This is a genomic window from Pseudomonas sp. BIGb0164, assembly GCF_024810135.1.
In the GTDB taxonomy this organism is placed as follows: domain Bacteria; phylum Pseudomonadota; class Gammaproteobacteria; order Pseudomonadales; family Pseudomonadaceae; genus Aquipseudomonas.
This window is the reverse complement of the sequence record NZ_JANUEA010000004.1, coordinates 497759-522840: the sequence shown is the minus strand read 5'-3', so window position 1 is coordinate 522840 and position 25082 is coordinate 497759. Positions and strand designations below refer to the sequence as shown.

Below are 25082 nucleotides of genomic sequence, written 5' to 3'. Positions count from 1 at the left end.
AAGCCGCTTCTTAAGACTTGAAAATAATATAAATTCAATCTGTTATTCTATTTTAGAATATAAAGCCTGTCTAAATGTGGGAGCAGGCAAGCCAGCTCCCACATTTGCAACCTGCGTTTATTCAGTTGAACGCCGAGTCATAAGCAAACAGCGCTGGCGCCCCGCCGGTGTGCAGGAAAATAATCGGCCCGTCTTCGAATCGCTGACGTCCGATGCCGTCCAGCAAACCGGCCATGGCCTTGCCAGTGTAGACCGGGTCCAGCAGCAGCCCTTCCTGGCTCGCCAGCAACTTGACCGCCGCCAGGGTGCCGGCGTTCGGCTCGCCGTAGCGCGGGCCGAAATATTCGTCCCACAGGATCACTTTGAACGCCTCGGGAATCGCCACGCCCAACAATTCGGCGGTGCGCTCGGCCAGGCCCTGCACCTTCGGGCGCTGGGCTTCGTCGGTACGTGACACGGTCACACCAATGACCGGCAGGTCCGGCAGCACTTCACTCAAGGCCAGCGCCAACCCACTGTGGGTGCCCGCGCTGCCCGATGCCAGCACCACGGCGGCAAACTCGATGCCGCTGTCTTCGATCTGTGCGGCCAGTTCCAGCCCGGCGCGCACGTAGCCCAGCGCGCCCAGGGCGTTGGAGCCACCGATGGGCACCAGGTATGGTTTCTTGCCGTTGCTGCGCAAGCGGTCGGCCAGGGCGTTGAGTTGTTCGTCGGCGTTATCGAGGTTCTCGACCAGCTCGACTTTGGCGTCGAACAGGTCCAGCAGCAGGCGGTTGCCGTTGCCCAGGTAGTTGGGGTCTTCGGTGCCGGTGGGGTTCTCCAGCAGCGCCACGCAGCCCAGGCCCAATTTGCCGGCGAGTGCGGCGGTCTGGCGCACGTGGTTGGATTGCAGGGCCCCGGCGGTCACCAGCGTGTCAGCGCCCTGGGCGAGGGCATCGGCGGCCAGGTATTCGAGTTTGCGCAGCTTGTTTCCGCCCATGGCCAGGGGCGTGGTGTCATCGCGTTTGACGTAGATGTCCCTGCCCAGCCAGGCCGACAGCCGCTCGAGTTTTTCCAGGGCAGTGGCGCCGCCCAGCAGTTCCAGGCGGTTAAAACGGTCGAGCTGTTGTTTGATCATGGCTACGCACGGTGGCTAAGAGATGAGGCGACTATAGGCAGGCACTTTTCATCGGGCAACCGCCAATCGCTTATGCCGTATGGTTCTTAGTATCACACCATTGGTTCTTAAGGGCCGCCCGGGTGCATACCGTAAAGTGAGGGCCATTTCGTCAGGAGTGAATACCGTGAGTGAGCGTTCCAGTCATTGGCAATTGCAGACCATCGTTAGCCAACTGCGCGGCGCCCGGGACCAGTGGCGAACGCGCAATGGCCGCCTGAGCGGCGAACACGGTGGACGTGAGCTGCCGTCACGCGAGGCGGTGGCGCAGATTCTCGAATCGCTGTGCGGTGCGCTGTTCCCGATGCGCCTGGGGCCGGTGGACTTGCGTGAAGAGAGCGAAGATTTCTACGTTGGCCACACCCTCGATGTCGCGCTGAACGCGCTGCTCGCCCAGGCCCGCCTGGAATTGCGCTATGCCGCCCGCCAAGGCGGCAAGGACGACCGGGAGGTCGATGCCCACGCCATTCGCCTGATCCAGGATTTCGCCCTGGCCTTGCCGTCCTTGCGCAGCCTGCTGGACACCGACGTGCTGGCCGCCTACCACGGCGATCCGGCCGCGCGCAGCGTGGATGAAGTGCTGCTGTGCTACCCGGGGATCCTGGCGGTGATCCACCATCGGTTGGCCCACCATTTGTACCGCGCCGGCCTGCCGCTGCTGGCGCGGATCAGCGCGGAGATTGCCCACTCGGCCACCGGCATCGATATCCACCCCGGCGCGCAGATCGGCCCCAGTTTCTTCATCGACCACGGGACCGGCGTGGTGATTGGCGAGACGGCGATCATTGGTGAGCGCGTGCGCATCTACCAGGCCGTGACATTGGGCGCCAAGCGCTTCCCTGCCGATGAGGATGGGCAGTTGCAGAAGGGCCACCCACGCCACCCGATTGTCGAGGACGACGTGGTGATCTACGCCGGCGCGACGATCCTGGGGCGCATCACCATCGGCAAGGGCTCGACCATCGGCGGCAACGTGTGGCTCACCCGCAGCGTGCCGGCCGGGGCGAATATCACCCAGGCCAACCTGCAACACGATGACGGCACGCAAAAATAGGAAGCTTACGCAAACCTCTGTAGGAGCCGGCTTGCCGGTGATGAGGCCATTAACCTTGCGCTGATTTTGAGGCCGTCATCGCAGGCAAGCCAGCTCCCACAGGGTTAACCCCATTCCAGATTTCCCGCGTAATCGCTGAACGATTTGTCGTCCTTCGCTCAGGCCAACCTGGCACACGAACCCCCTGTAGGAGCCGGCTTGCCGGCGATGGCGGTGTGCCAGCCGCGAATGGACAGCTGACCCACCGCCATCGCAGGCAAGCCAGCTCTCACAGGGTTACCCGTATTCCAGATTTCCCGCGTAATCGCTGAACGATTTGTCATTCCCGCCCGTCATACCTGTCCTTGAGCTAGTGTAGGAATTGTCTACCGCTCAGCCCTGCGATTAGTCCCGGACCGCCTATTCATGTTTAACTTGAATGCTCGTTCAAGTTAAACCCGGTGGTTCGCTGCCCGCTCACAACAGGAGGCTTACCTTTGCTGAGTCCGTTATTTACAGCCACATTCCACTCCCTCGGGGTGCATCGTTCATGAGTGCATCGTCCACCCCATCCAGCGGCCTGGTGCGCATGAACGCGCCAGTTTTCTACTTTGCCGCTACGTTCATCCTGCTCTTCGGCGTCACGGTCATCGCGATCCCGCAACAGGCCGGTGCCTGGCTGCTGGCCGCGCAAAACTGGGCGGCCAATACGGTCGGCTGGTACTACATGCTGGCGATGACCCTGTATCTGGTCTTCGTGGTGGTCACCGCGTTATCGGGCTACGGCAAGATAAAACTCGGTGCCGACCACGACGAGCCCGAATTCAGTTATCTGTCCTGGGCTGGCATGCTGTTCGCCGCCGGGATCAGCATCACGCTGTTCTTCTTCTGCGTCTCTGAGCCGCTGACGCACCTGGTGCAACCGCCCCAGGGCGAAGCGATGAACGCCGACGCGGCGCGCCAGGCCATGCAGATCCTGTTTCTGCACTGGGGCCTGCATGGCTGGGGTGTGTTCGCCTTTGTCGGCATGGCCCTGGCGTACTTCGCCTACCGGCATAACCTGCCGCTGGCGCTGCGCTCGGCGCTTTACCCGCTGATCGGCAAGCGCATCAATGGCCCCATCGGCTATGCCGTGGATGGTTTCGGTATCATCGCCACGGTGTTCGGCCTGGGTGCCGACATGGGCTTTGGGGTGTTGCACCTCAATTCTGGTCTCGATTACCTGTTCGGCGTGGCTCACACCCAGTGGGTCCAGGTTGGCCTGATCACCCTGATGATGGGCGCCGCGATCCTGGTGGCTGTCTCCGGCGTCGACAAGGGCGTGCGGGTGATGTCCGACATCAACATGCTGCTGGCCTGCGCGCTGCTGCTGTTTGTGTTGTTCGCCGGCCCCACCCAGCACCTGCTCAACACCCTGATCCAGAACCTGGGCGACTACCTGGGCGCCTTGCCGACCAAGAGCTTCGACGTATACGCCTACGACAAACCCAGCGACTGGCTGGGCGGTTGGACGGTGTTCTACTGGGCCTGGTGGATCGCATGGTCGCCGTTCGTAGGCCTGTTCATCGCACGGATTTCCCGTGGCCGTACCATCCGCGAGTTCGTGTTCGGCGTGCTGCTGATCCCGCTGGGTTTCACCCTGGCGTGGATGTCGATCTTCGGCAACAGCGCCATCGACCAAGTGCTCAATCACGGGCTGACCGCACTCGGTCAGTCGGCCATCGACAACCCGTCGATGAGCCTCTACCTGTTGCTGGAAACCTATCCGTGGAGCAAAACCGTCATCGCGGTCACGGTGTTCATCAGCTTCGTGTTCTTTGTCACCTCGGCCGACTCGGGCACCGTGGTGCTGTCCACCCTGTCGTCCAAGGGCGGCAACGCGGATGAAGACGGGCCGAAATGGCTGCGGGTGTTCTGGGGCGCCATGACCGCGCTGGTCACCAGTGCGTTGCTGTTTGCCGGCAGTATCGATTCGCTCAAATCGGCGGTGGTGCTGACCTCACTGCCGTTCTCGATGATCCTGCTGCTGATGATGTGGGGGCTGCACAAGGCCTTCTACCTCGAGTCGCAGAAGCAGATTGCCCAGTTGCATTCGCTGGCCCCCATCTCGGCCGCACGCAAGGGCAGGGGCGGCTGGCGCCAGCGTCTGAGCCAGGCCGTGCACTTCCCTTCACGGGATGAGGTGTACCGCTTCCTCGACACCACCGTGCGCCCGGCGATCGAAGAAGTGACGGCGGTGTTTGTCGAGAAGGGCCTGAACGTGGTCACCCAACCGGACCCGGCCAACGACAGCGTCAGTCTGGAAATCGGTCACGGCGAGGAGCGCCCATTCGTGTATCAGGTGCAGATGCGCGGCTACTTCACGCCGTCGTTTGCCCGGGGTGGCATGGGCAAGAAAGAGATCAACAACCGCCGCTACTATCGGGCGGAAGTGCACCTGGCCGAAGGCAGCCAGGACTACGACTTGGTGGGCTACACCAAGGAGCAGATCATCAACGACATCCTTGACCAGTACGAGCGTCACCTGCAGTTCCTGCACCTGGTGCGTTGAACCTCAGGCCCTGAGGTAGAGGGCCAGGGCCACCAACGGCGCGCCGAATACGCCACTGCCGATCACCAGCTCCGATACCAGGGGCTGGCCGGCAGTGAGCACGCCGACGGCGCCGTTGGCCACTGCGGCGATCAACCAGATGGCGACAAAACTGTAGGCCAGCACCGTGCGGCTGATGCCGAGTTTTTGACCGATGAACAGCGTCAGCGCTAGCAGAATCAAGCCGCAACTGATGACGATGAGGGTGTGCATGACGGTGATCTCCTGTGGGAGCGGGCTTGCTCGCGAAAGCGGAGTGTCAGCCACTGAATATGTTTCTGATGAACCGCTTTCGCGAGCAAGCCCGCTCCCACATGAGGCACTGCATTCCTACTGAAGAGGTGTAGTGGGTTTAAGCAAGTCTTGCAAACCCACCTTCCAGAACAGTTCTGCCCGCACCCGATCCGCCACGCCATTGACGACCTCGCAGCCATCCTCGGAAGGGTCGATATGCCGGCGGAACGGACGTGTGCCGAACGGCAAGCCGACGATCTCGACAATGGCCTTGGCCACCTCGCCCACATCCGCATCCGCAGGTTCCAGCGCCGCTAAACCTTGCAGTGCAGCGTCCGCAACACCCGCATACGGGCCGTCGTTGTACAGATCGACACGCGCCTGATCGCTGGGCTTGCCGGAGTGGGCAAAGTGGTTGGTGCCCTTGGTAAACGCGCCAGGCACGATGATCGACGTCTCGATGCCCCAACGACTCAGCTCGCTGGCGTAGGACACCGCCAGGGAGTCCATCGCCGCCTTCGCCGCAAAGTACGGCGCCAGAAACGGCGGCGTACCCCCGCGAGCGCTGCTGGACGACACCCACACCACCAACCCTTTGCCCTGCTTGCGCAGGTACGGCAGCGCCGCACGGTTGACGCGCTGGGTGCTCAGCACGTTGATGTCGTACAGCTGGGCGAACTGCTCCGGCGTGAAGGCTTCGGCCGGGCCGAACGACATGTGCCCGGCGTTGTGGATGATCACATCCAGGCGCCCGCAGTCGGCGACGATCCTGGCGACGCCAGCGTCTACCGATTCGCTCGAAGCCACGTCCAGCTCCACGCTGCGCAGGTCCACCTGGTGTTCGTCGGCATAGCGCTGCACCTCGGCCACCTGCGGCGCATTGCGCCCCAGGGTTTCGCGCATGCTGGCGTAGACCGTGTGGCCGGCATCGGCCAGGGCGCGGGCGGTGAGGGCGCCAAACCCACTGGAGGCGCCGGTAATCAGGATGATCGATTTCATGTGATTGCCCTCGATTGCGTTCAGACCAGCCCGCCGTTGGTGCGCAGGGTTTGCCCATTGATCCAGCCAGCGGCCGGGCTGACCAGGAACGACACTACGCGGGCAACATCTTCCGGTTGGCCCAGGCGTTCCAGGGGCGCCATCTTGGCCATGCCCTGGATCTGCTCTTCGCTCTTGCCGTGCAGGAACAGGTCGGTGGCGACCGGGCCGGGTGCGACCGCGTTGACGGTGATGCCACGCCCGCGCATTTCCTTGGCGAACACGTGGGTCAGGGACTCCACCGCCGCCTTGCTGGCGATGTACACCGCGTAGCCGGGGAAGTTGAGGCCGACGGTGCTGCTGGAGAAGTTGACGATGCGCCCGCCGTCGTTCAGGCGCGTGGCCGCTTCGCGCAAGGCGTTGAAGGTGCCACGGGTGTGGATGTCGAAGTTCTGGTTGTAGAGTTCGTCGCTGTGCTGGGCCAGGGGCAACGCCTTGAGGATGCCGGCGTTGTTGACCAGCACATCGACCTTGCCCAGCTGGGTTTCGGTTTCATCGAACAGGCGCTTGATATCGGCAGGCTTGCTGACATCGCCCTGGATCGCTATGGCTTGGTGGCCGGCCTGACGCAGTTCCACCACCAGCTTCGACGCTTCGGTGGCGCTGCTGGCGTAGTTGATCGCCACGGCGTAACCGTCGGCGGCGAGTTGCCGGGCCACCACGGCGCCAATGCCACGGGAAGCGCCGGTGATGATTGCGACTTGAGTTGTCATGGTGCGAAGTCCTCTGGAGTGGGTGTGGACGCAGATTCACATGTTTACCAGGGCCGATAAATGCGCCAGAGTTGCCTTGACTGTTCAATAATCGCCAACAATAAGTCCGGGGAAGGCCACATGGATCAAGTCAAAGCGATGAAGGTGTTTGTGCGCATTTACGAGCGTTCAAGCTTCACATTGGCCGCCGATGACCTGAACCTGCCGCGCGCCACGCTGACCCACACCCTCAATCAATTCGAGGCCTGGCTGGGCACTCGCCTGCTCGAACGCAGCACCCGCCGCGTGCGCCCCACCCTCGATGGCGAGGCCTACTACCAACGTTGCGTGCTACTGCTGGCGGAGCTGGAAGAGGCTGAACTGGCGTTTCGCGGCGTGGCGCCCAAGGGCCGTTTGCGCGTGGATTTGCATGGCACCCTGGCCAAGTATTTTGTGATCCCGGCACTGCCGCAGTTCATGGCGCGCTACCCGGAAATCGAGCTGTCGATCAGTGAGGCGGATCGCTTCGTCGATCTCATCGCCGAGGGCGTGGATTGCGTATTGCGCGCGGGCACCCTGGGGGACTCTGCGTTGATCGGCCGGCGCGTGGCGACCCTACGCCAGGTGACCTGCGCCAGCCCCACGTACTTGCGAAAATACGGCGAGCCAAAGTGCCTGGCGGACCTCGCGACACACCGTGCGGTGAACTACGTTTCGCGCACCACGGCCAAGCTGTTTCCGTTCGAATTCATGGTCGATGGCGAGCTTGAAGAGGTGAGCATCGAGGGTGCGCTTTCGGTGTTTGGCGCCGAGATTTATTCGGCCAGCGCGGTGGCCGGATTGGGCATTATCCAGTGCCCGCATTACCGCATGGCCGAGCTGATCGAGCAGGGTGTGATGCGTGAAATTCTCACCGATACGCCCCCGCCGCCCATGCCGGTATCGGTGCTGTATCCGCATAACCGACACCTGTCGCCGAGGGTGCGCGTGTTCGTGGATTGGCTGTCAGAAATCTTCGAAAATGCCCGCTAACCCGCGTAGTTAAAGGGTTGCTTAAATTTAATTTCATTCGTGAACTATCGGTTTTGACTCCGAACTGTCATCTGGCCACTGCGTAATTGTGTGAAGCGTTTGACGCTTTCATTTCAGAACAGTGACGGAGACCGGTAACAATGAAGACGTTATTAAGCCCCATGGTGGGTGCCGCCATGGCGAGCTTTATGCTGTCCGCCCATGCCGATTTTATCGATGACAGCCACGCCGATGTGACCCTGCTCAATCGCTATCTCAACCAGCAGGGGCGTGATGTGGTGAACAGCACGGCCAAGGCGCACAGCGTGCGTGATTGGGGCCAGGGTTTCGAGTTCAACTTCAAGTCGGGCTACACCGAAGGCCCGGTCGGTTTTGGCCTGGACCTGCAAGCCTTCTACGGCTTGAAATTGGATTCCGGTGGCGACCTCAACGACAAGGATCACCAGGGCCGCTACCCCGGCAGCATGTTTCCGCTGGACAACGGCAAGTCCGCCGACCAGTTCGGTGTGTTGAGCCCTACGTTCAAGATGCGTTTTGCCCAGGATGAGTTGCGCCTCGGCACGCTCTACGGCAACAACCCGGTGCTGGCCAACACTGACGGCCGCCTGTACCAGCAGACCAACACCGGTGTGCAACTGGTGTCCAAGGACCTCACGGACTTTACGTTCACCGGCGGCGATATCTTCAAGACCAAGATCCGCAACGAAACCGGCGACCAGGGCATGATCACCGCCGGGGGCACCAAAGAGAGCGATCGCTTCCTGTTTGGCGGTGCGGACTACACCGGTATCCAGAACACCACCGTCAGCCTCTGGTACTCCAACCTTGAGGACTACTACCAGCAGTTCTTCCTGGGCGCCAAGCGTCATGACGCGTTGTCGGTCGGTGCAATCGACACTGATATCCGCGTATTCCGCAGCCTGGGTGTGGGCGAAAACGCCGACGGTGACAAGGACTTTGCCGGGGCTGGTCTCTACGGCGACGGCAGCTCCAAAGGCCGCATCAACCAGACCACCGCCAGCTTGCTTGAAAGCTACAGCCTGGACGGCCACACCGTCGGCCTGGGCATCCAGAAAAACAGCGGCGACAGCGACTTCCCGTACCTCGATTCTGGCCTGAACAGCGGCGATAACCGCCAGGGCCCGGGCTCTGGCGCCGACACCCCGGCGCTGACCAACATGCAGTTGAATAAATTTCAACACGCCGGTGAGCGCACGTGGCTTGCGCAGTACAAGTATGACTTCGGTAAGCTGGGCCTCACGGGCCTGTCGTTCTCGGCGGCCTACGCCCACGGTGATGACATCCGCACCGTGCAAGGCACCACCAGCGAGTGGGAACGCAACATTGCCGTGGCTTACCAAGTACCGACCGGCACCCTCAAAGGCCTGGGCGTGACCTGGAAAAACGCGCATGCCAGCCCGGATATCACCGGCGCCACCGTGCAGGATGAAAACCGCTTCTATGTCAGCTATGTCGTTCCCCTCTGGTAGGAAATTGCTGTAGAACGGAACGGCAGACTTAAGCGATTCAGCTGCTTAAAAGGCCTGGGAATAGCGTTATTCCCGGGCCTTATTAGTCCCAAGTTCAAGAGAGGATTCGATGACTTACATTGCTGCCGAAAACCGCTATGAATCTATTCCGTATCGCCGCGTAGGCCGCAGTGGGTTGGTGCTGCCGGCACTGTCCCTGGGCCTGTGGCACAACTTTGGCGACAGTACCCCGATCGACACCCAGCGCGCCCTGCTGCGTACGGCGTTCGACCTGGGGATCAACCATTTCGACCTGGCCAACAACTATGGCCCACCGTACGGCAGCGCCGAGATCAACTTCGGCCGTTTGCTGCGCGAAGATTTCAAGCATTACCGCGATGAACTGATCATCTCCAGCAAGGCCGGTTGGGACATGTGGCCCGGCCCTTACGGCCAGGGCGGCGGTTCGCGCAAATACGTACTGGCGAGCCTGGACCAGAGCCTGCAACGCCTGGGCGTCGACTATGTGGACATCTTCTACTCCCACCGCTTTGACGCCGATACCCCGCTGGAAGAAACCGCCAGCGCCCTCGCCACTGCCGTGCAACAAGGCAAGGCGCTGTACATCGGCATCTCTTCCTATTCGGGCGTGAAAACCCGCGAAATCGCCGCCCTGCTCAAAGAGTGGAAAGTGCCGCTGTTGATCCACCAGCCGGCCTACAACCTGCTCAACCGCTGGGTAGAAAAAGACCTGCTGGACACCACCGAAGAACTCGGCGCCGGGGTGATTGCGTTTACGCCGCTGGCCCAGGGTTTGCTGACTGACAAGTACCTCAATGGCGTGCCGGCCGATGCACGGGTCAACCGCCCGGGCGGTGGTTCATTGCAGGCCAAGCATTTGTCGGATGCCAACATTGCCCACGTGCGTGCGCTGAACGAAATTGCCAAGCGCCGTGGTCAGAGCCTGGCACAACTGGCGTTGGCCTGGACGTTGCGAGATCCACGGGTGACCAGCGCGCTGATCGGTGCGAGCCGGCCGGAGCAGATTGTCGAGAACGTCGGTGCGTTGAAGAACCTGAGCTTCAGTGCGGAAGAACTGGCGGAGATCGATCGGTTTGCCCAGGAAGGCGGGATCAACTTGTGGGAAAAGCCATCTTCCGCTGAATAACCTGACATCACTCGGTCAAAAATGTGGGAGCGGGCTTGCTCGCGAAGGCGGTGTATCAGTCAAACATGTATCGACTGACACTCCGCCTTCGCGAGCAAGCCCGCTCCCACATTTGATCTTCGCCGGGGGTTAGAAAGGTACGTCGCCCAAGATGGTCGCCCGATGCATCACCCGCCGCTGCGGCCGGTAATCATCCACCGCGTAGTGCTGGGTCACGCGGTTGTCCCAGAACGCCACGTCATTTTCCTGCCAGCGCCAACGAATGGTGAATTCCGGACGGGTCGCGTGGGCGAACAACAGTTTCAGGATCGCCTCACTTTCGGCCGGTTCCAGTTCGTTGATCTTGGTGGTGAACCCATCACTGACAAACAGTGACTTACGCCCACTCACCGGGTGCGTGCGCACCACCGGATGGGACAGCGGTGGGTTTTTCTTACGGGTTTCTTCCCAGCGCGCCAGGTCTTCGGCGGTGTTGCCAAAGCGCTCCAGCGGGAAGGACTTGGTGAAGTCGTGGGTAGCCGTCAGCCCGTCGAGCAAACGCTTCAACGGCTCGGACAACGCCTCATACGCCGCAATGCCACTGGCCCACAATGTGTCGCCACCAAACGCGGGTAGCAGTTTGGCGCTCAGCACTGCACCGAGTGCGGGTGTCGGCAGGAAGGTCACGTCGGTGTGCCACACGGCGTTGTCGCGCACGTCGGTGACGGCGGTGTCGAGGATCAGCACTTCAGGCTGTTCCGGCACGTTGGGGTAGATCGGATGGATATGCAGGTCACCAAAATTCGCCGCGAACCGCGCTTGCTGTTGCGGGTTGATCGGCTGATCACGGAAGAACAGCACCGAGTGCTTGAGCAACGCCTGTTCGATGGCATCGCGCTCTTCAATGTTCAACGGCTGGGTGATGTCGACGCCACTGATCAGGGCACCCAATGCGGTGCTGATGGGGGTAACGGTCAGGCTGCTCATGCTGTTCTCACTCAATGTGCCTGGCCATGCCACGGCACTAATTTACGCTGCAGGGCGCGCAGGCCCATTTCCATGGCGAAGGCGATCAGGGCGATGACGAGGATGCCCAGCACCACCACGTCGGTGACCAGGAACTGCGCCGCCGACTGCACCATGAAACCCAGGCCGCTGGTGGCGGCGATCAATTCGGCGGCGACCAGTGTCGACCAGCCCACGCCCAGGCCGATGCGCACGCCAGTCAGGATGTCGGGCAGAGCGCTCGGCAAGATCACGTGGCGGATCAACTGGGCGCGTGTGGCGCCTAACGACTGAGCCGCGCGCAGCTTGGCCGGGTCGACGGTGCGCACGCCGGTCGCGGTGGCGATGGCGATGGGCGCAAAGATTGCCAGGTAAATCAGCAGCACCTTGGACAGCTCGCCAATGCCGCACCAGATCACGATCAGCGGCAGATAGGCCAAGGGCGGAATCGGACGGTAAAACTCGATCAGCGGGTCGAGAATGCCCCGGGCAATACGGTTGGAACCGATGGCAATCCCCACCGGTACGGCGGTCAGTACGGCAAAGCCCAGGCCCAGGCCGATACGGCTGAGGCTGGCGCCCAGGTGCTGCCACAAGGTGGAATCCATGTAGCCGGTGGTCGCCAGCAGCCAGCCTTTTTGCAGCACGGCCGACGGCGGTGGCAGGAACAACGGTTCAATCAAGCCGGTGGCGGTCACGGCCCACCAGAGGGCCAGCAGCGCGACCAGGGTCAGTACGCTGATCCAGCGGGTGCTCAGGCTGCGGCGCACCGGGATCACCGCGTGTGTCACCGGCTTGGCGACGGTGGCGGGGAGTTCATAGCTGCTCATGCGGACACCTGCCGTTGAGAGAGCACTTTGCCCAGCACGTGTTCGCGGGTTTCGATAAAACGCGGGTCGGATTTGATCGCCCGTGCTGATTCGCCCGCCGCGTAGCGCTGGCCGAAGTCCAGGCTCAGGCGTTCGACGATCTGGCCCGGGTTGGGCGCCAGCAGGATCAAGTCAGTGGCGAGGAACACCGCTTCTTCGATGTCGTGGGTAATCAGGAACACCGGTTTGGCCGTGCGTCGCCATACCTGCAGCAGCAACTCTTGCATCTGCTCGCGGGTGAAGGCGTCGAGGGCGCCAAAGGGTTCGTCCATCAACAAGACGCGCGGGTCAGCGGCCAACGCGCGGGCCAGGCCGACGCGTTGCTTCTGCCCGCCCGAGAGTTGCCAGATGCGGCGGCTGTCGAAACCGGCCAGGTCCACCAGCGCCAGCATTTCCCGGGCGCGCACTTCGCGTTGCGCCTTGGGCACGCCGGCCAGCTCCAAGCCGAAGGCGACGTTGGCCAGCACGTCCTGCCAGGGCAGCAGGGCGTCGTCCTGGAACACCACGCCACGTTCGGCGCTGGGGCCCTTGACCGGCACGCCGTCGAGGGTAATGCGCCCGGCGGACGGTTCGACAAAGCCGGCAATCAGGTTCAACAGCGAGGTCTTGCCACTGCCGGACGGGCCGAGGGCCACCAGCAATTGCTGGGGCCCCAGGTCGATTGAGATGTCAGACAGTACCGGTTCTGTGGCGCCTGGGTACTGTGCGCTGATGCGCTCCAGTTGTAGCAAGGCCATCGCGATGAACTCCTGATCAGTTGGTAATGAACTTGGCGCTGACGTAAGGGGCGTAGTCCGGCAGTACCGCGTCGACCTTGCCTTGTTCCTTGAGGAACGCGGCGGTGTCGGTCACGGCCTTGGTGGTCGGCGCGCCCAGCAGGGTCACCTGGTCAGCGGCCAGCGGGTAGACGTTGCCTTGCAGCAGCAACGGGATGTCGCTGGCCTTGGCGCCAGAGAGCTTCACCAGCTTGTCGACGTTGCCTTTGTCAGCGAGCCAGGCTTGTGGGTCTTTGCGGTAGGCGGCGTAGGCGTCCAGGGTGACTTTGGCGAAGGCTGTGACGATTTCCGGGTGCTTCTCGGCAAAGTCCTTACGCACGATCCATGCATCGAAGGTCGGCGCACCGAACTTGGCCAGCTCGCCGGAGGTGATCAGCACTTTGCCGTTCTCCTTGGCCACGCCCAGGGCGGGGTCCCACACGTAGGTCGCGTCGATGTCGCCGCGCTTCCAGGCGGCGATGATGGCCGGTGGCGCGAGGTTGAGGATGGTGACTTTCGACGGGTCGATGTTCCAGTGCTTCAGCGCGGCCAGCAGGCTGTAGTGGCCGGTGGACACGAACGGCACGGCGACTTTCTTGCCAACCAGGTCCTGTGGGCTGTTGATCCCCGATCCGTTGCGCGCCACCAAGGCTTCGGCACCGCCGATCTGAGTGGCGACGAGGAAGGTTTCCACCGGCACTTTGCGGGTGACGGCGGCGGTCAGCGGGCTGGAACCGAGGTAGCCGATCTGCACGTCACCGGAAGCAATGGCGGCGATGATGTCGGCGCCATTGTCGAATTTGCGCCAGTTGATCTTGGCGTTGGTGGCTTTTTCATACGCGCCGTCGGCCTGGGCGACTTTGGCCGGGTCCACGGTGGTCTGGTAAGCGATGGTCACATCCGCCGCCTGGGCAAACAGGCTGGCACCGGCCAGGGACAATGCGGCCAGGAGACGCAGAGGGGTTAACAGTTTCAAGGGGAAGCTCCTCAATCAGGCGGCCGAGGATCGGCGTGTGAGGAGACTAAATGATCTAAGAATTCGAAAATAAATAACATTTCCGAATTAGCTTATTAGAAGAACAATGCTGCCCTGTAGTGAGCGGGCTTGCCCCGCGCTGGGTGGCGACGCCGCCCTAAAACCTGGCGCCGCGTGTTAACTGAAGCAATGCGGTTGCCTTGTTGGGGCGGCTTCGCCACCCAGCGCGGGGCAAGCCCGCTCACTACAGAGTCTGCATGCGGCGAGTAAGGCTTTAGTTGCTGATGGCCAGGATGCTCGCCTGGTACGACCCGACAAACACATCGAAATCGCCCACTTCGTTCTGCTCCAGCTCCGCCTGTTGCGCCAGCGACGTGCGTGCCAGCTCTTCGAAGCGTGCCTGCTCTTCGGCCGGCAGCGATTCCTTGCGGAAATGCTCGGCGTGCAGCTGGCTCTGGTGCAGGGAGAACTGCGCAAAACTCTCCTTGCGCTCGGCCATCGCCGCCAACACCTGGGCCGATGGGGTCAGGGACGGGTCCTTGACCTTCGCCAACTGGGCGTCCAGCGCTTGGCTGTGCTCGGTGATACCGTGGCTTTCATCGAGCAGGGCAGCCAGCGGCGCGATTTTCTCCAACAGCTCGGCGGCCCATTCCTTCATGTCCACTGGCTGGCCATCGCGCTGCAATTGCAGGCCTGGGCGGCGACCTTCCTTGACCACGCTGAGGAAGTTGGACGTGGCATTGCCGCACTCGTTGTTGGCGAACAGCGGGCTGTCGTTCAACGCGCAATACAGCAGGAAGGCGTCGAGGAAACGCGACTCCGGCAGGTCGATGCCCATCGGCAGGAACGGGTTGATATCCAGGCAACGCACTTCGATGTACTGGATGCCACGGGCCATCAGCGCCTGGATCGGGCGCTCGCCGGTGTAGGTCACTCGCTTGGGGCGAATGTTGGAGTAGTACTCGTTTTCGATCTGCAGGATGTTGGTGTTGAGCTGTACCCACTCACCGTCCTTGTGGGTGCCGACTTCGACGTACGGCGCGTAGGGCGTTGCCACCGCTTCACGCAGGCTGTCGGTGTAGCTGTTCAAATCGTTGTAGCACGGCGTGAGGCCGGCCTGGGCGTTGCTCTGGTAACCCAGGTCGCTCATGCGCAGGCTGGTGGCGTACGGCAGGTACAGGGTATCGGCGTCCAGCACTTCGAGCTGGTGCGAGCGACCACGCAGGAAGCCGGCGTCCAGGGCCGGCGAGGCACCGAACAGGTACATCAGCAGCCAGCTGTAGCGGCGGAAGTTGCGGATCAGCGCGATGTAGGCGGTGGACTGGTAGTCGCGATCGGTGCCGACAAACCCTTCGGTTTCCTTGAGCAACGGCCACAGCGCCTCGGGCAACGAGAAGTTGTAGTGGATCCCGGCGATGCACTGCATGGTCTTGCCGTAACGCAGAGCCAGGCCTTTGCGATACACGTACTTGAGCTGTCCGATATTGGACGTGCCGTAGTAGGCAATCGGAATGTCTTCCTCGGCCGGCAACGGGCACGGCATCGAGGGGCTCCACAGGTATTCGCTGCCCAGCTTGGTGTAGGCAAAGCGATGGATCTTGTCCAGGCTGCTCAGGGTATCGGCCGGGTTCGGCAGGGCTGGGGTGATGAACTCCAGCAGCGATTCCGAGTAGTCGGTGGTGATCTGTTCGTGGGTCAACGCGGCGCCCAGGGCTTCAGGGTGCGGCGTTTGCGCCAGGCGGCCTTCACCGGTGACGCGTAGGCATTCGCGCTCGATGCCGTGCAAGCACTGCTCTAGCAGGGAGAGGTGTTCGCGCTTGCCGAGCAGAGCCAGGCGGCGGTTGAGAAGTTCGCTCAAGTTGGATTCCTTCACGCGTCAGTCGCCCCAATATGGGGGTGGGCAGGACGGTCTACAAGGGTGAAGTTGAAACTGGCGTTATCGCCTGGTTTTCGAGCCGATTTAACTGGCCCTGAAAGTGCCGACTTCAGTCCCTGAATCTGGCTATCGCGCAGGAAGAAACTTCCGACGCCGCTTTCGCAGCGCCGAAATTAACTCAAATCGAGGGCGGGGAGCTATAGGACAGCGAAGGTGCCTTGTGCTTTTGCGACCAGTTTTTCGTCCTGGTACACATCCGCTTCCACCACCAACGTGCGGCGGCCGGCATGAATCACCCGGCTGGTGCACAGCACGTCGCCCTCTTCGACGGCGCGGATGTAGTTGATTTTGCATTCGATTGTCGCACTCTGCTGGTCAAAACCATGGGAGCTGGAACATGCCAGCCCCATCGTGATGTCCACCAGGCTGAAAATCGCCCCGCCGTGGAGCTTGCCCGCGCGGTTGCGCAGGTGCGGCTCCAGGGTCAGGGCCACCTCTGCAACGCCTTGTTCGAGGCGTTGAAGGCGGCAGCCGATCAGTTCGCTGAACGCGCTCTGGGTCAAACCGGCCGGAATTTCCATCAGCGCTTCTTCAACTGTTTGGCGTTGGCGAACAGCGAGGCCATGGCGTTGTTGCTGGGCGCTGCGGCGGTGGTTTCCTTACGCGGCGCAGTGTTCTGCGACTGACGCGGCGTGGAACCGGGGCGTGCGCCACGGGCACCGTCGATTTTCTCTCCCGGGGTGTCGCTCATGCGCATCGACAGGCCGACGCGTTTACGCGGAATGTCGACTTCCATGACCTTGACCTTGACCACGTCACCGGCCTTCACCGCTTCGCGCGGGTCTTTGATGAATTTCTCCGAAAGCGCGGAGATATGCACCAAACCGTCCTGATGCACGCCGATGTCCACAAAGGCACCGAAGTTGGTCACGTTGGTCACCACGCCTTCGAGGATCATGCCCAGTTGCAGGTCCTTGAGGTCTTCGACGCCATCCTGGAACTCGGCAGTCTTGAACTCGGGGCGCGGGTCGCGGCCAGGCTTCTCCAACTCTTGCAGGATGTCGGTGATGGTCGGCACACCGAAGGTTTCGTCGGTGTACTTTTTCGGGTCCAGGCGCTTGAGGAACGCGGCGTCGCCGATCAGCGAACGGATGTCGCGGTCGGTCTCGGCAGCGATGCGTTGCACCAGCGGGTAGGCTTCCGGGTGGACCGCCGAGGCGTCCAGCGGGTTGTCGCCGTTCATCACACGCAGGAAGCCGGCAGCTTGTTCGAAGGTTTTTTCGCCCAGGCGTGCAACCTTTTTCAGCGCGGCGCGGGTTTTGAACGCACCGTTTTCATCGCGGTGGGTGACGATGTTCTGCGCCAGGGTGGCATTGAGGCCGGAGATACGGGCCAGCAGCGCCACGGAGGCGGTATTCACGTCCACGCCCACGGCGTTCACGCAGTCTTCCACCACGGCGTCCAGGCCGCGCGCCAGTTTCAGCTGCGACACGTCATGCTGGTACTGGCCGACACCGATGGATTTCGGGTCGATTTTCACCAGCTCGGCCAGCGGGTCCTGCAGGCGACGGGCGATGGACACCGCGCCACGGATCGATACGTCCAGGTCCGGGAACTCCTTGGACGCCAGCTCCGACGCCGAGTACACCGAAGCACCGGCCTCGGAGACCATGACCTTGGTCATCTTCATGGCGGGGTATTTTTTGATCAGCTCGGCGGCCAGCTTGTCGGTCTCGCGGCTGGCGGTGCCGTTGCCGATGGCGATCAGGTCCACGGCGTGCTTGGCGCAGAGGGCGGCCAGGATGGCGAGGGTCTGGTCCCACTTGTTGTGCGGCACGTGCGGGTAGACGGTGGCGTGGTCCAGCAGCTTGCCGGTGGAGTCGACTACCGCCACCTTGCAGCCGGTACGCAGGCCCGGGTCGAGGCCCAGGGTAGCGCGCGGGCCAGCCGGAGCGGCCAGCAGCAGGTCGTGCAGGTTGTGGGCGAACACATTGATCGCCTCGGTTTCGGCGCCGTCGCGCAGCTCGCCCAACAGGTCGGTTTCCAGGTGGGTGTAGAGCTTGACCTTCCAGGTCCAGCGCACAACTTCACCGAGCCACTTGTCCGCAGGACGATTCTGATTCTGGATGCCGAATTGTTGACCGATCATGCCTTCGCACGGGTGCATGGTGCCCGGCAGCTCGTCGCCGACTTTGAGTGCGGAGCTGAGAATGCCTTCGTTGCGGCCACGGAAAATGGCGAGTGCGCGGTGGGACGGCATGCTTTTCAGCGGTTCGTCGTGTTCGAAATAGTCGCGGAACTTGGCGCCCTCTTCCTCTTTGCCGGCGATGACGCGGGCGCTGAGGGTGGCTTCCTGCTTGAGGTAAGTGCGCAGTTTTTCCAGCAGGCTGGCGTCTTCGGCGAAGCGCTCCATGAGGATGTACTTGGCGCCTTCGAGGGCGGCCTTGGTGTCGGCGACGCCTTTTTCGGCATCGATGAAGCGTGCGGCTTCGGTTTCCGGGGTCAGCGACGGGTCGTTGAACAGGCCGTCGGCCAGCTCGCCCAGGCCGGCTTCCAGGGCGATCTGGCCCTTGGTGCGGCGCTTTTGCTTGTAGGGCAGGTAGAGGTCTTCGAGGCGGGTCTTGGTGTCGGCGAGCTTGATGTCGCGCTCAAGTTGTGGGGTCAACTTGCCTTGCTCCTCGATGCTGGCGAGGATGCTGATGCGCCGTTCGTCGAGTTCTCGCAGGTAGCGCAGGCGCTCTTCCAGGTGACGCAGTTGGGTGTCGTCGAGGCTGCCGGTCACTTCTTTACGGTAACGGGCGATGAAAGGCACCGTGGAGCCTTCATCCAGTAGAGCGACGGCCGCTTCGACCTGTTGTGGGCGTACACCGAGTTCCTCGGCGATGCGGCTGTTGATGCTGTCCATAAAACCACCTGAAATTCTGAAAATCAGCTCGCAGGCCCGGAAAACAAGGCCCTGGGAGGCTGGTTGAGCGGCCCGACTGGCGCCGCTGCCTGGGTCAAGAGGCAGCCTATTGACCCTCGAAATCGAAAAAATCACGACAAGCGGGTGAAAAAAAGCCCGGCAGTAAACGGTAACGATCTGACGTTGCCCTGCACGAAGGCGCCGCATTATAACCAGCGTTCTGCACTTGGGGGGTACTGCGCCGGTGGTTGTAGGGCGCGGGTTCGCTGGCGGTGGAGGAAAAATCTGCTAACAATGCACACGGTGCGTATAACGGCAGCTACGCCATAATGCGCGCCGAGATAAGAGGAGCATCTAATGAGCAGCACTGCACAAACTGCTGAAGGCGAAAAAATTCTCATCGTTGATGACGATCCGGGGCTGAGCAGCCTGCTGGAGCGTTTCTTCAACTCCAAGGGTTACCGTGCCCGCGCGGTGCCGAACACCGAACAGATGGACCGCCTGTTGGGGCGTGAGGTGTTCAACCTGGTCGTGCTCGACCTGATGCTGCCCGGCGAAGATGGCCTCACCGCCTGCAAACGCCTGCGTGGCGCGAACAATCAGATTCCCATCATCATGCTCACCGCCAAGGGCGATGAGCTGAGCCGCATCAAGGGCCTCGAGCTGGGCGCCGATGACTACCTGGCCAAGCCGTTCAACCCTGACGAGCTGATGGCACGGGTCAAGGCCGTATTGCGCCGCCAGGCTCCTCCTGTACCAGGCGCACCGGGCAGCGAAGACGAAAGCGTCACCTTTGGCGACTACGAGCTGTCGCTGGCCACCCGTGAACTCAAGCGTGGCGATGAAGTGCACATGTTGACCACCGGCGAATTCGCGGTGCTCAAGGCCCTGGTGATGAACGCTCGCCAACCGCTGACCCGTGACAAGCTGATGAACCTGGCCCGCGGCCGTGAGTGGGACGCGCTGGAACGCTCCATCGACGTGCAGATCTCCCGTCTGCGCCGGATGATCGAGCCGGATCCGTCCAAACCTCGGTATATCCAGACGGTGTGGGGTGTGGGTTACGTGTTTGTGCCGGATGGCACTGCGACCAAGTGACCCATGATTTGCGGCGGCAGGCATCCCGGTAGGGTGCCCAGCCTCCGCAATTCTGCGAGCGTCGCTCGTTTCTGCAAGGTGCCTAGCTGTCTCCTATGAAAACCCCGTTGTGGTTCCCACAAAGTTTTTTCTCGCGCACCCTTTGGCTGGTGCTGATCGTCGTTCTGTTTTCCAAGGCACTGACACTGGTTTATCTGTTGATGAACGAAGACGTGCTGGTGGATCGACAATACAGCCACGGTGTGGCCCTGACCCTGCGCGCCTATTGGGCGGCCGACCCCGAGAATCGCGAGAAGATCGCCAAGGCCGCCACACTCGTGCGCGTGGCGGGCGCCGGTGTACCCGAGGGCGAGCAGCACTGGCCCTACAGTGAAATCTACCAGCGCCAGATGCAGGCCGAACTGGGTGAAGACACCGAGGTACGGCTGCGCATGCACGTGTCCCCGGCCCTTTGGGTGCGGGCCCCGAGCCTGGGCCAGGACTGGTTGAAAGTACCGTTGTACCCGCATCCGCTGCGTGGGCAGAAGATCTGGAACGTGCTGGGCTGGTTCCTGGCGATCGGGTTGCTTTCAACTGCATCCGCGTGGATTTTCGTGCGTCAACTCAACCAGCCGCTCAAGCGCCTGGTGTTTGCCGCTCGCCAATTGGGGCAGGGACGAAGCGTGCGATTGCCGGTCAGCGACACGCCCAGCGAGATGACCGAGGTGTACAGCGCGTTCAACCAGATGGCGGAGGACGTCGAACAGGCCGGGCGTGAGCGCGAGTTGATGCTCGCGGGGGTGTCCCATGACTTGCGCACGCCGCTGACGCGCCTGCGGCTTTCACTTGAGCTGATGGGCAACCATAACGACCTGACGGACGACATGGTGCGCGATATCGAGGACATGGACGCGATTCTCGACCAGTTCCTGGCGTTTATCCGTGATGGTCGTGACGAGGTGGTCGAAGAAGTCGACCTGACGGACCTGGTGCGCGAAGTGGTCGCGCCTTACAACCAGAATGGCGAGCAGGTGCGCATGCGCCTGGAGCCTATCCAGCCGTTTGCCTTGCGCCGTGTATCGATGAAGCGTCTTTTGAACAACCTGATCGGCAATGCCTTGCACCATGCCGGCTCGGATGTGGAGGTGGCTGCGTATGTGTCCGGCGACAGCACGGCACCTTACGTGGTGCTCAGCGTGATGGACCGTGGCGCCGGTATCGACCCGGCTGAGCTGGAGGGCATTTTCAACCCGTTCACCCGTGGCGACCGTGCCCGGGGTGGCAAGGGCACCGGACTGGGGTTGGCGATCGTGCGGCGAATTGCTTCGATGCATGGTGGCAACGTTGAGCTGCGCAACCGTGAAGAAGGTGGCCTGGAGGCGCGGGTGCGCTTGCCGCTGGGGCTGATGTTGCCAAGAGACGCGGTATAAGCAACAACTCAGATCAAATGTGGGAGCGGGCTTGCTCGCGAATGCGGTGTATCAGTTATGTATGTATTGACTGACACCCTGCATTCGCGAGCAAGCCCGCTCCCACATTAATTTGTGGTGTTTCAAAAGCTGTGTTTTATCAGCCCTTGCCCTTGGTCCGAGTCATATTCGGGCCGCCATTCTTCTCAAGATGCTGAATGATGATCCCCGCCACATCCTTGCCGGTGGTGGTCTCAATCCCTTCCAGACCCGGTGATGAGTTCACTTCCATCACCAGCGGCCCATGGTTGGAACGCAAGATATCCACACCCGCCACGCTCAACCCCATCACCTTCGCTGCACGCAATGCGGTCATGCGCTCTTCCGGGGTGATCTTGATCAGGCTGGCGCTGCCGCCACGATGCAGATTGGAGCGGAACTCACCGGGTTTGGCCTGGCGCTTCATCGCTGCAATCACCTTGTCGCCCACCACAAAGCAGCGGATGTCGGCACCACCGGCCTCCTTGATGTATTCCTGCACCATGATGTTCTGCTTGAGACCCATGAAGGCCTCGATCACCGACTCTGCAGCGGTGGCGGTTTCACAGAGCACCACGCCGATGCCCTGAGTGCCTTCCAGCACTTTGATCACCAGCGGCGCGCCGTTGACCATCTCGATCAGGTCGGGGATGTCGTCCGGGGAGTGGGCAAAGCCGGTGACGGGCAGGCCGATCCCCCGGCGTGACAACAGTTGGAGTGAACGCAGCTTGTCCCGCGAGCGCGCAATGGCTACGGACTCATTCAGGGGGAACACCCCCATCATTTCAAACTGGCGCAGCACCGCGCAGCCGTAGAACGTCACCGAGGCGCCGATACGCGGGATCACCGCATCGAAACCTTCCAGCGGCTTGCCCCGGTAGTGGATCTGCGGCTTGTGGCTGGCAATGTTCATGTAGGCACGCAACGTGTCGATCACCACCATTTCGTGGCCACGTTCGGTGCCGGCCTCAACCAGGCGGCGGGTGGAATACAGACGCGGATTTCGCGACAGCACAGCAATCTTCATGCAGCACCTGGGGCAGAAAGGGTAGAGACCGGGAACACCGGCTTGTCTTGAACGTATTTGACGCCGGGATTGACCACCAACTGGCCGTCAATCAACGCCTTGGAACCCAGCAGCAGGCGGTAGCGCATGGCCTTGCGGCAGGCCAGGGTGAACTCCACCCGCCACACCCGGTCGCCCAGCGCCAGGGTGGTGCTGATCACATAGCGAACCTGCGCGTGGCCGTTGGAGCTCTTGATGGTTTTCATCGTCACCAGGGGCGCTTCGCAGCGGCGGTGACGCAGTTGCACCACGCTGCCCAGGTGCGCGGTAAAGCGCACCCACTTCTCACCGTCGCGCTCAAACGGCTCGATGTCGGTGGCATGTAGGCTGGAGGTGCTGGCGCCGGTGTCGATCTTCGCGCGCAGGCCCGCCACTCCCAAATCGGGGAGTGCCACCCACTCACGCAGACCCACAACGGTCAAATGGTCAAATGTCTTCAATATGGGTAACCGATCAATTCGCCCAGGCGCGAGGGGAAACCTCAACCAGAGCATTGAATGCAGGTTTGGCGAACCAATAGCCCTGCATCAGAAATATTCCGCAGTCAGACAGGAAGTCACGCTCTCCGGCACTTTCGATACCTTCGGCGATGACAGTAACGCCCAACTGCTCACAGATTGTGACAATCCCCTGAACGATGACTTGGCGGACGCGATCCTGGTCGACATCGCGGATCAGTGCCATGTCGAGTTTGATCAAGTCAGGTTGGAAATCGGCCAGCAGGTTCAGCCCCGAATAGCCCGCACCGAAGTCGTCGATGGCGGTCTTGAAGCCGAATTCGCGGTATTCACGCAGAATATTGGTCAAATGGCGATTGTTATCTACATGCTCGCTTTCGAGGGTCTCGAAAATCAGCCTGTCCAGCGGAAAATTATGCGCGCGGGCTGCTTCCAGCGTACTGCGGATGCAGAGTTCTGGCCGGTACACGGCGTTGGGCATGAAGTTGATCGAAAGGTGGGTTTGCATTCCCAATGCAGCGGCCCCGGCGATCGCCTGTGTACGGCAGCGCTGATCGAAACGGTAGCGATTGCTTTCATTCACCTTGTCCAGCACCGACAACGCGCCTTCGCCATGAGTGCCGCGCACCAATGCTTCGTGGGCAAAAATCGACTTGTCGCGCAGGTCTACGATAGGTTGATAAGCGAAGGCAAAATCGAAACCCAAGGGCTCGCTTTGCTGGCAGCCCGTGCAACGCTGGTCTGGCGAGGTGAGTGAAGTTGGAAAATCGGTCACAGCGTATCCTCGCGAAAACAGGGGGCTACCTGGCGTATCTTAGGTGAGCCGTGGGGTTTATGCGTCGAAGGGTTTCAACGGTACAGTTGCGACATTTTTCAGAGCGAGGAATTCAAGTGGCTCAAAAGCAGGAAGAGGAAGAAAAGGTCCGTCTGGACAAGTGGTTGTGGGCCGCGCGTTTCTATAAGACGCGTGCCCTGGCCAAGGCCGCCATCGAGAGCGGCAAGGTGCACCATCGTGGTGAGCGCTGCAAGCCGGGCAAGGAACCGCGCATCGGCGATGAATTCCAGATTCGCACCGGTTTTGATGAAAAGACCATCGTGGTCCAGGCGCTTTCCATCGTGCGCCGTGGGGCGCCCGAAGCGCAGACGCTGTATGCCGAGACCGAAGCCAGCATCGCCAAGCGCGAAAATGCGGCGGCGATGCGCAAGGCCGGTGCCATGGGCTTGAGCACCGACGGCAAGCCGAGCAAGAAACAACGCCGCGACCTGTTCAAGTTTCGCGGCAGCGGCAATGATGACTGATTGTGCAAATCTCCAGTGCGAAGGAGATCAAGTGTGGGAGCCGGCTTGCCCGCTACGGTGTCAGGTCAGTCGGCATCCAGGCCTCTGACCCAGCGCTATCGCAGGCACGCCAGTTCCCACATGCGCCAGCGGTGTTATGCGGTTGTGCGCAAGACGCTCAATCGTCCAAGCAGAGGTAGCCTGCCCATCAACTCAAACACCGGCGCCGTCACCCGCAACAACCCACTCGATACCTTTGCCGCAAACGGCGTGTAGTACCCCCACCCCAGCGCCAACAACGCCAGCAGTACGCCGCCGATATAGTCGTCCTGGCCCCAATGCGCTCCCGCCACCAGCCGCGGCATCATGAACAGCAGCGCCAGGCCCCAGATCACCAGGGTCTGGCCGATGCGTTTGGCGAATACCGTCATGAACATGCCCCAGATCAGCAGCACCGAGGCGTGATCACCGGGAAAACTCTGGCTCGAACGGTCCTTCAATTCCCAAGCTTTCTCCAATGCCGGGAAGTAGTCGCTCATCTGGATCGCCCCGCTGATCACCATCGACGGGCTGCTGTGTTGCCAGCCCAGCTGTGCCACGAGTTTGGAAAACAGCATGCGGATAAACAGCAATAGCAGCAGAATGCCGATAAAACCCAACAGTGCCTGACGCACCTGCACGGCCTTGAATACCCAATCGCCGCGAATCAACAGTGTCAGCAGGAGGACCCCGACCACCGCATCGAACGGTCGCAAGCTGGCGACAGCCCACACATGCAGCCAGGCCGAGTTGCTCGCCAGGGGGTCATTGAGCAGATGAAACAGCCATTCGTCGAAAATCACACACAGCATCTGGCCCGTGGGCCACAGCCAAAAACACAGCAGCCCGATAGCGAGTAGATTGCAAAGGGCCCATCTCCCGAGGTTCCACTTGGCTTGGAACAAACTCGGATTGTTCATAAACTGTCCTCCAACGGCT

General features: G+C 61.5%; 23 protein-coding genes. 8 read left to right on the top strand and 15 right to left on the bottom strand.

The features are described from left to right. Nucleotides 1-121: 121 nt before the first annotated feature. Nucleotides 122-1117, bottom strand: a complete 996-nt coding sequence (locus M2394_RS13685; protein WP_259172819.1) for a D-cysteine desulfhydrase — start codon at nucleotides 1115-1117, stop codon at nucleotides 122-124. A 166-nt stretch (nucleotides 1118-1283) separates the two neighbouring features. Between M2394_RS13685 and epsC the strand changes: the two genes are divergently transcribed. Further along, nucleotides 1284-2210, top strand: coding sequence for a serine O-acetyltransferase EpsC (epsC, locus tag M2394_RS13680; RefSeq protein WP_178918938.1), 927 nt, complete (start codon nucleotides 1284-1286; stop codon nucleotides 2208-2210). A 568-nt stretch (nucleotides 2211-2778) separates the two neighbouring features. After that, nucleotides 2779-4740: a choline transporter BetT gene (gene betT, locus M2394_RS13675; protein WP_178918948.1), complete on the top strand. Its 1962-nt coding sequence runs from the start codon at nucleotides 2779-2781 to the stop codon at nucleotides 4738-4740. 3 nt (nucleotides 4741-4743) lie between these two features. Here the strand turns inward: betT and M2394_RS13670 are convergent, their stop codons facing one another. From M2394_RS13670 to M2394_RS13660, 3 genes are all read right to left on the bottom strand, one after another. Next, a complete protein-coding gene (locus M2394_RS13670; protein WP_259172818.1) occupies nucleotides 4744-4992 on the bottom strand; it encodes a hypothetical protein in 249 nt (82 codons plus the stop codon). A 117-nt stretch (nucleotides 4993-5109) separates the two neighbouring features. Next, nucleotides 5110-6012, bottom strand: coding sequence for an SDR family oxidoreductase (locus M2394_RS13665; protein ID WP_259172817.1), 903 nt, complete (start codon nucleotides 6010-6012; stop codon nucleotides 5110-5112). Between the two features lie 20 nt (nucleotides 6013-6032). Beyond that, the gene (locus M2394_RS13660; protein WP_178918932.1) at nucleotides 6033-6764 is read right to left on the bottom strand and encodes an SDR family oxidoreductase; all 732 of its coding nucleotides are present in this window, start codon (nucleotides 6762-6764) and stop codon (nucleotides 6033-6035) included. Nucleotides 6765-6884: 120 nt separating this feature from the next. Between M2394_RS13660 and M2394_RS13655 the strand changes: the two genes are divergently transcribed. The 3 genes from M2394_RS13655 (at nucleotide 6885) to mgrA (ending at nucleotide 10412) form a co-directional block, all read left to right on the top strand. Next, nucleotides 6885-7775 carry a LysR family transcriptional regulator gene (locus M2394_RS13655; protein WP_178918930.1) on the top strand — a complete coding sequence of 297 codons (891 nt, stop codon included), beginning with the start codon at nucleotides 6885-6887 and terminating at the stop codon, nucleotides 7773-7775. 161 nt (nucleotides 7776-7936) lie between these two features. Beyond that, a complete protein-coding gene (locus tag M2394_RS13650; protein ID WP_178918946.1) occupies nucleotides 7937-9265 on the top strand; it encodes an OprD family outer membrane porin in 1329 nt (442 codons plus the stop codon). 109 nt (nucleotides 9266-9374) lie between these two features. Then, nucleotides 9375-10412, top strand: a complete 1038-nt coding sequence (gene mgrA / locus M2394_RS13645) for an L-glyceraldehyde 3-phosphate reductase (protein WP_178918929.1) — start codon at nucleotides 9375-9377, stop codon at nucleotides 10410-10412. A 129-nt stretch (nucleotides 10413-10541) separates the two neighbouring features. On the opposite strand, the gene tauD is transcribed toward mgrA, so the two are convergent. The 7 genes from tauD to M2394_RS13610 all read right to left on the bottom strand — a co-directional run bounded on the left by tauD (nucleotide 10542) and on the right by M2394_RS13610 (nucleotide 18777). After that, nucleotides 10542-11378 carry a taurine dioxygenase gene (tauD, locus tag M2394_RS13640; protein ID WP_178918927.1) on the bottom strand — a complete coding sequence of 279 codons (837 nt, stop codon included), beginning with the start codon at nucleotides 11376-11378 and terminating at the stop codon, nucleotides 10542-10544. 11 nt (nucleotides 11379-11389) lie between these two features. Next, nucleotides 11390-12226, bottom strand: a complete 837-nt coding sequence (tauC, locus tag M2394_RS13635) for a taurine ABC transporter permease TauC (protein WP_178918925.1) — start codon at nucleotides 12224-12226, stop codon at nucleotides 11390-11392. Then, nucleotides 12223-13002, bottom strand: coding sequence for a taurine ABC transporter ATP-binding subunit (tauB, locus tag M2394_RS13630; RefSeq protein WP_259172815.1), 780 nt, complete (start codon nucleotides 13000-13002; stop codon nucleotides 12223-12225). The genes tauC and tauB overlap by 4 nt, the downstream gene beginning before the upstream one ends. A 16-nt stretch (nucleotides 13003-13018) precedes the next feature. Beyond that, a complete protein-coding gene (gene tauA / locus M2394_RS13625) occupies nucleotides 13019-13996 on the bottom strand; it encodes a taurine ABC transporter substrate-binding protein (RefSeq protein WP_176997357.1) in 978 nt (325 codons plus the stop codon). Nucleotides 13997-14270: 274 nt separating this feature from the next. Then, nucleotides 14271-15854 carry a glutamate--cysteine ligase gene (gshA, locus tag M2394_RS13620; RefSeq protein ID WP_259172814.1) on the bottom strand — a complete coding sequence of 528 codons (1584 nt, stop codon included), beginning with the start codon at nucleotides 15852-15854 and terminating at the stop codon, nucleotides 14271-14273. Between the two features lie 215 nt (nucleotides 15855-16069). Further along, entirely contained in the window at nucleotides 16070-16453 is a 384-nt protein-coding gene (locus tag M2394_RS13615) for a PaaI family thioesterase (RefSeq protein ID WP_178918919.1), read from the bottom strand. Then, nucleotides 16453-18777: a Tex family protein gene (locus M2394_RS13610; protein WP_178918917.1), complete on the bottom strand. Its 2325-nt coding sequence runs from the start codon at nucleotides 18775-18777 to the stop codon at nucleotides 16453-16455. Before M2394_RS13610 ends, M2394_RS13615 begins: the two co-directional genes overlap by 1 nt. Before the next feature lie 357 nt (nucleotides 18778-19134). Between M2394_RS13610 and ompR the strand changes: the two genes are divergently transcribed. Then, entirely contained in the window at nucleotides 19135-19875 is a 741-nt protein-coding gene (gene ompR, locus M2394_RS13605) for a two-component system response regulator OmpR (RefSeq protein ID WP_015373500.1), read from the top strand. Nucleotides 19876-19970: 95 nt separating this feature from the next. After that, nucleotides 19971-21284, top strand: coding sequence for an ATP-binding protein (locus M2394_RS13600; RefSeq protein ID WP_176997353.1), 1314 nt, complete (start codon nucleotides 19971-19973; stop codon nucleotides 21282-21284). Nucleotides 21285-21423: 139 nt separating this feature from the next. Here M2394_RS13600 and rimK read toward each other — a convergent pair whose 3' ends face one another. The 3 genes from rimK to M2394_RS13585 are packed head-to-tail and all read right to left on the bottom strand — an operon-like array spanning nucleotide 21424 to nucleotide 23601. Beyond that, nucleotides 21424-22329 (bottom strand): 30S ribosomal protein S6--L-glutamate ligase, encoded by a 906-nt coding sequence (rimK, locus tag M2394_RS13595; protein WP_003187674.1) that lies wholly within the window; start codon nucleotides 22327-22329, stop codon nucleotides 21424-21426. Further along, complete coding sequence (locus tag M2394_RS13590) at nucleotides 22326-22808, bottom strand: ATP-dependent zinc protease (protein WP_256732803.1); 483 nt, start codon at nucleotides 22806-22808, stop codon at nucleotides 22326-22328. The genes rimK and M2394_RS13590 overlap by 4 nt, the downstream gene beginning before the upstream one ends. Nucleotides 22809-22821: 13 nt before the next feature. Next, nucleotides 22822-23601 carry an EAL domain-containing protein gene (locus M2394_RS13585; protein ID WP_259172812.1) on the bottom strand — a complete coding sequence of 260 codons (780 nt, stop codon included), beginning with the start codon at nucleotides 23599-23601 and terminating at the stop codon, nucleotides 22822-22824. 116 nt (nucleotides 23602-23717) lie between these two features. Between M2394_RS13585 and M2394_RS13580 the strand changes: the two genes are divergently transcribed. Beyond that, nucleotides 23718-24125, top strand: coding sequence for an RNA-binding S4 domain-containing protein (locus M2394_RS13580; protein WP_178918914.1), 408 nt, complete (start codon nucleotides 23718-23720; stop codon nucleotides 24123-24125). A gap of 134 nt (nucleotides 24126-24259) precedes the next feature. Here the strand turns inward: M2394_RS13580 and M2394_RS13575 are convergent, their stop codons facing one another. Further along, complete coding sequence (locus M2394_RS13575; RefSeq protein WP_259172810.1) at nucleotides 24260-25063, bottom strand: phosphatase PAP2 family protein; 804 nt, start codon at nucleotides 25061-25063, stop codon at nucleotides 24260-24262. Nucleotides 25064-25082 lie beyond the last annotated feature (19 nt).